Source organism: Streptomyces sp. NPDC047072 (genome assembly GCF_040643855.1).
Lineage (GTDB): Bacteria > Actinomycetota > Actinomycetes > Streptomycetales > Streptomycetaceae > Streptomyces.
Genome location: NZ_JBEYVC010000052.1, coordinates 48482 through 57862 on the forward strand (window position 1 = coordinate 48482; position 9381 = coordinate 57862).

Below are 9381 nucleotides of genomic sequence, written 5' to 3' on the forward strand. Positions count from 1 at the left end.
GCTACTTCTCCTGCTTCTCGTCGACGCCGGTTTCAGCGCCGCTGATCTCGTCCTTCTCGCTGTCCTTGCCGGATACAGCGAGTCCCTGCAAAGCCGCCCAACGGATGTCGACGGCGTCGTGATGGTGGTCCGGGTCGTCCGTGAGCCGCGCCCCGCACTCGGAGCACAGGCCCAGGCAGTCGTCCTGGCACACCGGCTGCATCGGCAGTGCGAGCACCACCGCATCACGCAGCACGGGTTCGAGGTCGAACAGGCCGTCCTCGATGAAGAGCCTGTCCTCGTCTTCCTCGGCGTCGTCGGCCGGTTCCGCCTTCACGCGGCCCCGGTCGTCGGCGTCAGGGTACGAGAACATCTCCTGGAAGTCCGCTTCGAGCTCCAGCTCCAGCGGCTCCAGACACCTTACGCACTCCCCCTTGGCCTGTGCACGGGCGGTGCCTGTGACAAGCACCCCTTCCATGACCGACTCCAGGCGGAGTTCGAGCTCGACCGGGGCGCCTTCCGGCACTCCGACCACTCCCTGGATCCCGAGATCCTTGGGGGCGTCGATCTCACGGGTCAGGCGCTGCAGCGCGCCAGGACGCCGACCCAGCTCGTGTGTGTCGAACACGAGAGGGTTGCGGTGGTCGAGGCGAGCGTTGGGAGCCATTCCTGCTTTCGATCTTCGAGCTCAGAGGGACGCTGCCCTACGGTGTTCCCGGGCAGCGTTGATCGCGGACGTACGCGCGACCGAAGAGCCAGGATACTGGACCTTTCGCTCACGGCCCAATCCGGTGCTCTCCTACCGGTTCGTTATTGGCCGCGCCCCTGCTCGTACGCCCGCAGCTGCTCCGGCGTGATCATGCCGGTGTCGAAGAGGCTGGTCTCGTCGAGGGCGTAGGCCTGGTGCGCCTGCTGGACCTGCTGGGCCTGGTTCGGGTCGTAGGCCGCCTGCTGCTGGTCGTAGCCCTGGTACGCGTAGGGATCGGCCTGCTGGTAGCCGTACGGATCCTGCTGGGCGTACGGATCGGGCTGCTGCTGGTAGCCGGCGTAGGCCTCGGTCTGCTGCTGGTAGCCGTACGACGGCTGCTGGGCGTACTCCGGCTGCTCGGCCGGGGCCGCCTGCGCCTGGGACCCCGCCCGGCTGTCCTGCTCGGCGAGGGCCGCGAGGTCGGCGAGGTAGTCGGCGTCGCTGGAGTGCTGGACGGTGGTGGTGTCGTCGGCGAGGGCGCCGAGGTCGTCGCTGGCGATCCGGCCGTGCAGCTTCTGGCGGCCCTTGCCGACGGCCTCCAGGGTCTTGGTGAGCACCGCCTCGAAGGCGCCGAGCTTGGTGTCGACGTAGGCGTCGGCGTCCCGGCGCAGGGTCTCCGGGTCGTGGCTGCGCTCGGGGGCGTCCTCGTCCTCGTACCCCTGCTCGTCGAGGCCGGGACCGGTGCCGAGGAGCTTCTCGCGGCCGCGGCCGACCGAGCCGATGGTCTTGGTGAGGACGACCTCGAAGTTGGCGAGCTTGGAGTCGACGTAGTCGTCGGCCTCCGCGCGGACCTCCTCGGCCTCCTGGCGGGCCTCGTTCAGGATCCGGTCGGCCTCGGCCTGGGAGCGGCGGGCGATCTCGGTGTCGGAGATCAGCGAGCCGCGCTCGGCGTGCGCGGTGGTGATGATCCGCTCGGCCTCCTGGCGGGCCTGCTCGACCATCTGCTCACGTCCGCCGATCAGCTCCTGGGCCTGGGCGAGGGAGTCGGGCAGGGCGGCCCGGACCTCTTCCAGCATCGCGAGCAGCTCGGCGCGGTTGACCACGCACGAGGCCGACATGGGCATCGACCGGGCACCGGAGACCGAGGCCACGATCTCGTCGAGCTTCTTCTGCACGTCCACCTGTGCTCGCCACTCTCTACAGCTGTGTTGGAGACGGACGGGACGACTGTAGCCCCATCAGTCTTTGCGGAGGCGCTCGTTCAGGGCTTCGAGGACGGTGGGCGGCACGAGGTGGGAGACGTCGCCGCCCCAGGTGGCGACCTCCTTGACGAGCGAGGAGGACAGGAAGCTGTAGGTGGGGTTGGTCGGCACGAAGAGGGTCTCGACACCGCTGAGGCCGTTGTTCATCTGGGCCATCTGCAGTTCGTAGTCGAAGTCGCTGACCGCGCGCAGGCCCTTGACGATGGCCGGGATGTCACGCTGCTTGCAGTAGTCGACGAGCAGGCCGTGGAAGGCCTCCACGATCACGTTGCCGTACTCGGCGGTGACCTCGCGGATCAGGTCGATCCGTTCGTCGATCTCGAACAGGCCCTTCTTGGACTTGTTGATCATCACCGCGACGTAGACCTCGTCGTAGAGACGCGAGGCGCGGGAAATGATGTCGAGGTGTCCATTGGTGATCGGGTCGAACGACCCGGGACAGACGGCGCGGCGCACTTGAGATCCCTCGCTCTCCGGTCCGGTCATCGTGCGTCTTCGCACGTAGAGGCGGCGCGACCGTACCAAAACGTTCCCTCGCCGTAACGACGGGCCTTGACCGGCTCGAAACCGGGCGGCCAGCCGAATTCTCCGCCTCTGGTGCTGCGCTCCACGGTGACGATCGCCTCCGGCGCCAGCCAGCCTTGGGTGCGGAGTGTGAGGAGTATCTCCCGAAGATCGTGATCTGTGACTCGGTACGGCGGGTCCAGGAAGACGATGTCGTACGGGTCTGTCGGCGCCGGTTGTTGAACGATCTGCTCCGCTTTGCCCGCCCGCACCTCGGCGCCGGGGAGGCCGATGTTCTTGACGTTCTCCCGGATGGTGCGGGCCGCTCGCGCGTCGGCCTCGACGAGGAGGGTGTGGCTCGCACCCCGGGAGAGGGCCTCCAGGCCCACGGCGCCCGAGCCCGCGTAGAGGTCGAGGACGCGCTCGCCTGCCAGGGGGCCGCCGAGGAGGGACTGCCAGGTGGAGAAGAGACCTTCGCGGGCGCGGTCGGAGGTGGGGCGGGTGCCGGTGCCTGGCGGCACGGCGAGTCGACGTCCGCCGGCTGCGCCGGCGATCACGCGGGTCATCTTCGTTCCTCGGTCCGTGGGCGGCTTCCGGTCTCAGTGTGGCTGGTCGCGCAGTTCCCCGCGCCCCTAGGGGGTCTTCCTCAGCCCTTTTCCAAGTACTGCTCCCTCTCGTCGTCCAGGAGGGCGTCCAGAGCCGTACGCAGGCCCGGAAGATCCCCCAGCTCCGGATCCGCCGCCACCACTGCCGCTGCTTCCTCCCGCGCCTCGGCGATGATCTCCTCGTCCTCGATGACCGTCAGCATGCGCAGGCTGGTGCGGGCGCCGGACTGGGCCTGGCCGAGGACGTCGCCCTCGCGGCGCTGTTCCAGGTCGATGCGGGAGAGTTCGAAGCCGTCCAGGGTCGACGCCACGGCGTTCAGGCGCTGGCGGGCCGCGCTCGCCTCCGGCATCTCCGTGACCAGGAGGCACAGGCCCGCGGCCGAGCCCCGGCCGACCCGGCCGCGCAGCTGGTGCAGCTGGGAGACGCCGAAGCGGTCGGCGTCCATGATGACCATCGCCGTGGCGTTCGGGACGTTGACGCCGACCTCGATGACCGTGGTCGCGACGAGGACGTGGGTCTCGCCGGCGGCGAAGCGGCGCATCACCGCGTCCTTGTCGTCGGGGTGCATCCGGCCGTGCAGGACCTCCACGCGCAGGCCGTTCAGCGGCCCCTTGGTGAGCTGGTCGGCGACGTCCAGGACGGCGAGCGGCGGGCGCTTCTCGGCCTCGTCCTCCGGGGACTTCTTCTTGGCGGACTTCTTGGGGTCGTCCTCCTCGTCACCGATGCGGGGGCAGACGACGTACCCCTGATGGCCGTTCTCCACCTCCTCGCGGACCCGCTCCCAGGCGCGGGTGAGGAAGTGGGGCTTGTCGGCGGCCGGGACGACATGGCTGGCGATCGGCGAGCGGCCGGCCGGGAGCTGGTCGAGGACGGAGGTCTCCAGGTCGCCGAAGACCGTCATCGCGACCGTACGAGGGATGGGGGTGGCCGTCATGACGAGGAGGTGCGGGGGCTGCTTGCCCTTGCCGCGCAGGGCGTCCCGCTGCTCGACGCCGAACCGGTGCTGCTCGTCCACGACGACGAGCCCCAGGTCGTGGAACTGCACCTTGTCCTCGATCAGCGCGTGTGTGCCGATCACGATCCCGGCGTCACCGGTGACGAGGTCCAGCATCGCCTGCTTCCTCGCGGCCGTGCCCATGGATCCCGTCAGCAGCACCACCTTGGTGGCATGCTCGGCGCCGCCCAGCATCCCGCCCTCGGCCAGCTCGCCCATCATCTCGACGATCGACCGGTGATGCTGCTGGGCGAGCACCTCGGTGGGCGCCAGCATGGCGGCCTGACCGCCCGCGTCGACGACGGCGAGCATGGCGCGCAGCGCCACCATCGTCTTTCCGCTGCCGACCTCGCCCTGGAGCAGCCGGTGCATCGGGTGGTCCGTGGCCAGGTCGTCGAAGATCTCCTTGGAGACCTTCTGCTGGCCGTCGGTGAGGGTGAAGGGGAGGCGGTCATCGAAGGCCGAGAGGAGGCCGTCCGGGGCCGGTTTCCTCGGCACCGCCGGGAGTTGGGCGTCCGCGTGGCGGCGGCGGGCGAGGGCGACCTGGAGGACGAAGGCCTCGTCCCACTTGAGGCGGGCGCGGGCGTCCTCGATGTCGGCCTTGGTGTGCGGGCGGTGGATCTTGAGGAGGGCCTCGGGGAGGGTGACCAGGCCGCGGCCCGCGCGGAGGGACTCCGGGAGGGGGTCGACGGCCTCCTGGGCGCTCGGCAGGACCGTCTGCAGCGCCTTGCCGATCTTCCAGGACTCCAGCTTGGCGGTGGCGGGGTAGATCGGGATGAGGGTGCCCGCCCAGGTCTCCACCGCCTCCTCGGCGTCACCCCGCAGCAACTCATAGGCCGGGTGCGCCAGTTGGAGTCGGCGGTTGAAGAGGGAGACCTTGCCGGCGAACATCGCGCGGGTGCCCGGCAGGAGTTCCTTGTGGGGCTTGTGAACGCCGTTGCCGAAGAAGACCAGTTGGAGGCGGCCGCTGCCGTCCGTGATGGTGACCTCCAGGCGCTGCCCCTTGCCGCGTGGCGCCTTGGCGGAGGCGAAGGTGTGCAGGCGGGCGTCGGCGACCTGGGCGACCACCGTGACGTGTTCGTCCATGGGGAGGTCGGCGAGGTGGGTCAGCTGCCCGCGCTCCTCGTATCTGCGCGGGTAGTGGTGCAGGAGGTCGCCTACGGAGTGCAGGCCGAGGTGCTCGGCCATCACCTTCGCGGTGGCGGGGCCGAGCACCTTCTTCAACGGTTCTTCCAGTGCGGGCACGAGATCCATTGCACACCACGCCACTGACATTGCCGTATACATACCGGGAAACCCCTGGTCAGACGGCTGGTTGAGGCTTAGGATGACGCGCTCCGGCCATCCCTCGCGGTCACCGCCCCATCCGGGACCGCCCGACCCCGCGCCGTGCGAAGGTCCCCCCACCGGCGCTGCGACGATGGATTCCCAGACCTCACAGTCATCCCAGACACCCCAGGTGCCTCAGCAGCCCCATACGTTCCAGGTCGACCTGCGCGGTCTGGTGGACCTGCTCTCCCATCACCTCTACTCCAGCCCCAAGGTCTATCTGCGCGAGCTGCTGCAGAACGCGGTGGACGCGATCACGGCCCGGCGGGCCGAGCAGCCCGACGCCCCGGCGAGAGTGCGGCTGTACGCCGAGCAGGGCGCCCTCAGGGTCGAGGACTCCGGCGTCGGGCTCACCGAGGCGGACGTGCACAGCCTGCTCGCGACCATCGGGCGCAGTTCCAAACGGGCCGAGGGACTTCAGGAGGCCCGCTCCGACTTCCTCGGGCAGTTCGGCATCGGTCTGCTGGCCTGTTTCGTGGTCGCCGAGCGGATCCGGGTGGTCAGCCGCAGCGCCCGGACGCCGGACGCGCCGCCGGTGGAGTGGACGGCGAGCGACGACGGTTCGTACCGGGTGCGGACGCTGCCGCACGACGCCCGCCCGGAGCCGGGGACCACAGTGCATCTGGTCGCACGCGCGGGTGCCGGCGAGTGGCTCGCGCCCGCGCGCGTGCTCCAGCTCGCGCGGGACTTCGGCTCGTTGCTGCCGTACGACGTCCGGGTCGGCGACGAGGCGGTCACCGATCTGCCGGCGCCCTGGGACCGGCCGTACCCCTCCCCCGCGACCCGCAGGGTGGCGCTGGCGCGGCACTGCCACGACCTGTTCGGCTTCACCCCGCTGGACACGATCGAGCTGAACGTCCCGCTGGCCGGGATCCGCGGGGTGGCGTACGTGCTGCCGTCGGCGGTCAGCCCGGCGCAGCGGGCGACCCATCGCGTGCACCTCAAGGGCATGCTGCTGACCGAGCGGGCCGAACAGCTGCTGCCGGACTGGGCGTTCTTCGTGCGCTGCGTCCTGGACACCGACAGTCTGCGGCCCACGGCCTCGCGCGAGGCGCTGTACGAGGACGAGACGCTGGCCGCCGTACGGGAGTCGCTCGGCGAAAGGATCCGGTCCTGGCTGACGGGCCTGGCGGCCGGGGATCCGGAGCGGCTCGCGGCCTTCCTGGCGGTGCACCACCTGGGCGTGAAGTCGCTCGCGCGGCACGACCGGGAGATGCTGCGCACGATGCTGCCGTGGCTGCCCTTCGAGACGACCGACGGACGGCTGTCCCTGGAGGAGTTCGCGCAGCGGCACCCGGTGGTGCACTTCACCCGGACCGTCGAGGAGTACCGGCAGGTGGCGCCGATCGCGTCCGCGCAGGGCGTCGGTGTGGTCAACGGCGGTTACACGTACGACAGCGACCTGGTCGAGGCGCTGCCCTCGGTGCGGCCGGGCACGGTGGTCTCCGAGCTGGACGCCGACACCGTCACCGCCCATCTGAACGCGGTCGACCCGGCCGAGGAGCTGGCGCTGTCCGGCTTCCTGGCGGCCGCGCGGGCGAAGCTGGACCCCTTGGGCTGCGATGTCGTCCTGCGGGCCTTCCATCCGCTCTCGGTGCCCGCGCTGCACCTCGACGACCGGGACGCCCGGCACGAGCAGGCGCGCGCGGACGCCGAGGAGCAGGCCGACGACCTGTGGGCGGGCATCCTCGGCTCGCTGCGCGGGAGCGCCCCACGCGCGCGTCTCGTGCTGAACCATCTCAACCCGCTGGTACGGCGGATCGGTTCGCTGGGCGATCCCGACCTCATGGGCACCGCCACCGAGTCGCTGTACGGACAGGCCCTGCTGATGGCGCAGCGGCCCCTCAGGCCCGCCGACTCGGCGCTGCTGAACCGGGCCTTCATCGGCCTCCTGGAGTGGGCCACGAACGGCGAGGAGGGCCGCTGATGAGCGGGACGGATCAGGACGCGGCCTTTGACGCGCTGCGCCGGGCGATGGCGGAGAACTCCGAGGAGCCGGAGGGTCCCGCCCGCAACGCGCGCGCGGAGCAGCTGCTCGCCGAGGCCGAGAAGCTGAGCATCCCGCTCGCCGTGATCGAGGCGCTCGGACACCAGCTGAAGGTCTACAACTACAGCTCCGAGAAGGCCAAGATGTTCGTCCCCTTCGCGCGGCTGCTGCGCATGTGGGACGAGCACCCGGAGGACTTCGACGAGTACGAGACGCACTCGCTGCACTGGGTTTTCAAGTGGATGACGACCGGCATGCTCGACCAGCCGCACATCCCGCTCGCCGCGATGGAGAAGTGGCTGGGCGAGATGGAGCACCGCTACCGGCTGGCCGGGCACTCCGAACGCGCGGTGCGCAGCGCCGAGTACAGCGTGGCCGCGCACGTCGGTGACCTGGCGCGGGCCGAGCGGGCGTACGCCGCCTGGCTGGCCGCCGACCGGGACGCCATGGCCGACTGCCACGCGTGCGAGCTGCACGAGCAGGGCTGGTGGCAGGTGCGGCAGGGCCGGGACGCCGAGGCGCTCGACCTGTGGGCGCCGGTCCTGGCGGGCGAGTTCACCTGCGCCCACGAGCCGCACGCGGCCCTCGCATCCTCCCTGACGCCGCTGCTGCGGCTGGGCCGCCTGGACGAGGCCCGCGCCCACCATCTGCGCGGCTTCCGGCTCGTGCGGTCCATGGAGAGCATGCGCGGCGCCTACGCGGACCACGTGGAGTTCTGCGCGCTCAGCGGCAACGAGGCGCGCGGCCTGGAGCTGCTCGCCGAGCGGCCCGCGTACTTCACGGACGACGGCCATCCGCGCAGCAGGCTGGAGTACATGGCGGTGGTGGCGCTGCTCATGGACCGTCTCGTCGAGCTGGGCCCGGCCGACCGCCCGGTGCCGGGGCCCGCGGGCCGGTCCTGGACCGCGGCCGAACTCGCCGCCCACGCGCGCGAGGAGGCCCTCGCGCTGGCCGCCCGCTTCGACGAGCGCAACGGCACGGACCACGTCAGCGAGCGGGCACGCGCGCGGATGGCGCAGCGTCCGCTGGTGGAACGGCTGCCCTTGGGCGTACGGGCGGTCAGAACCGCCCCAATAGTGGCCCCGTCGGCCCCCGTGACCGAGGCGGAGCAGCCCGACCTCGCCGCGCTGCTCACCGAGGCCCGGCGGCTCTCGGACACCCTCCAGCCGAACGCCGTGGAGGCATGGGCGGCCGTTGCGCGGGCCGCCGAGGGCGTGGAGCTGGACCCGCGCGACCGCGCGGAGATCGCCGACCACCGGGCGATGGACCTGGGCCCCGAGGGCGCCGAACTGTTCGAGCGGGCCGCCGAGCTGTACGCGGCGGCGGGCGACCCCGGCGAGGCGCTCGCCGCACGCGCGCGTGCGGTCTACGTCCAGGCGCTGGCGGGCCGGGTCGAGGAGGCCCTCGCGGACATCTCGGAGCCGTACGACGAGGTCCTCGCCCTGTACGCGGAGGACGGCACGGGCGTACGGCAGACGGCGGCCGTGGTGATGTCCCGGGCCCGGATCCTGATGCGGCTGGTGCACGAGGCCGAACAGGGCCTGCCCGAGGAGGTCCTCGCCGCGGCGGAGCGTGCCGTACGGGAGGTGCTCGCCCTGGTCGAGGGGCGCACCGGGGACGACGTACGGCTGGCCGCCCGGGTCGCCGAGGCGCACGCCATGCTGGCGGAGCTCGCGGCGCGCACCGGGGAGCCGGAGACGGCCGCGGAGCTGTTCGCGCGGGCGGCGGCGGGGTTCGTGGACGCCGGTCTGCCGTGGTTCGCGGTGGAGTACGAGGCACGGCTGGCCGGGCTCGCCCACCATCTCGGCGACCTCGCCGGGACGGAACGGGCGCTGCGCGGGGCACTGGAGCACGGCGGGCCGCATCTGGAGGCCGTGGGACGTGCCCAGCTGCATCTCCAGCTCGGTGAGGTCCTCGGCGGCGCCGATCGGAAGAGCGTCGTGCGCGAGGACGTCTGGATCCCCACCCGGGACGGCAGAACCCGCCTGCACGCACGTATCTGGCGTCCGGCCGACGCGGAGCACGACCCCGT

The 9381-nt window shown here is 71.3% G+C and carries 6 protein-coding genes and 1 pseudogene; 2 read left to right on the forward strand and 5 right to left on the reverse strand.

What is annotated here, in order from left to right; translation table 11 throughout:
* Position 1: 1 nt before the first annotated feature.
* From ABZ896_RS22745 to recG, 5 genes and pseudogenes are all read right to left on the reverse strand, one after another.
* Positions 2–646, reverse strand: coding sequence for a YceD family protein (locus tag ABZ896_RS22745; RefSeq protein ID WP_360931901.1), 645 nt, complete (start codon positions 644–646; stop codon positions 2–4).
* 143 nt (positions 647–789) lie between these two features.
* Complete coding sequence (locus ABZ896_RS22750; protein ID WP_360931904.1) at positions 790–1848, reverse strand: ATP synthase F0 subunit B; 1059 nt, start codon at positions 1846–1848, stop codon at positions 790–792.
* 57 nt (positions 1849–1905) lie between these two features.
* Positions 1906–2385 (reverse strand): pantetheine-phosphate adenylyltransferase, encoded by a 480-nt coding sequence (gene coaD, locus ABZ896_RS22755; RefSeq protein WP_360931915.1) that lies wholly within the window; start codon positions 2383–2385, stop codon positions 1906–1908.
* A gap of 26 nt (positions 2386–2411) precedes the next feature.
* Positions 2412–3005 (reverse strand): annotated as a pseudogene (rsmD, locus tag ABZ896_RS22760) (16S rRNA (guanine(966)-N(2))-methyltransferase RsmD); the annotation flags it as partial.
* Between the two features lie 74 nt (positions 3006–3079).
* Positions 3080–5287, reverse strand: a complete 2208-nt coding sequence (gene recG / locus ABZ896_RS22765) for an ATP-dependent DNA helicase RecG (protein WP_360931906.1) — start codon at positions 5285–5287, stop codon at positions 3080–3082.
* A 166-nt stretch (positions 5288–5453) separates the two neighbouring features.
* Here recG and ABZ896_RS22770 point away from each other — a divergent pair, with 166 nt between their 5' ends.
* Both ABZ896_RS22770 and ABZ896_RS22775 read left to right on the forward strand, forming a co-directional pair.
* The gene (locus ABZ896_RS22770) at positions 5454–7289 is read left to right on the forward strand and encodes an HSP90 family protein (protein WP_360931909.1); all 1836 of its coding nucleotides are present in this window, start codon (positions 5454–5456) and stop codon (positions 7287–7289) included.
* A partial coding sequence (locus ABZ896_RS22775; RefSeq protein WP_360931912.1) for a tetratricopeptide repeat protein occupies positions 7289–9381 on the forward strand: 2093 nt, incomplete at its 3' end. The genes ABZ896_RS22770 and ABZ896_RS22775, both read left to right, overlap by 1 nt.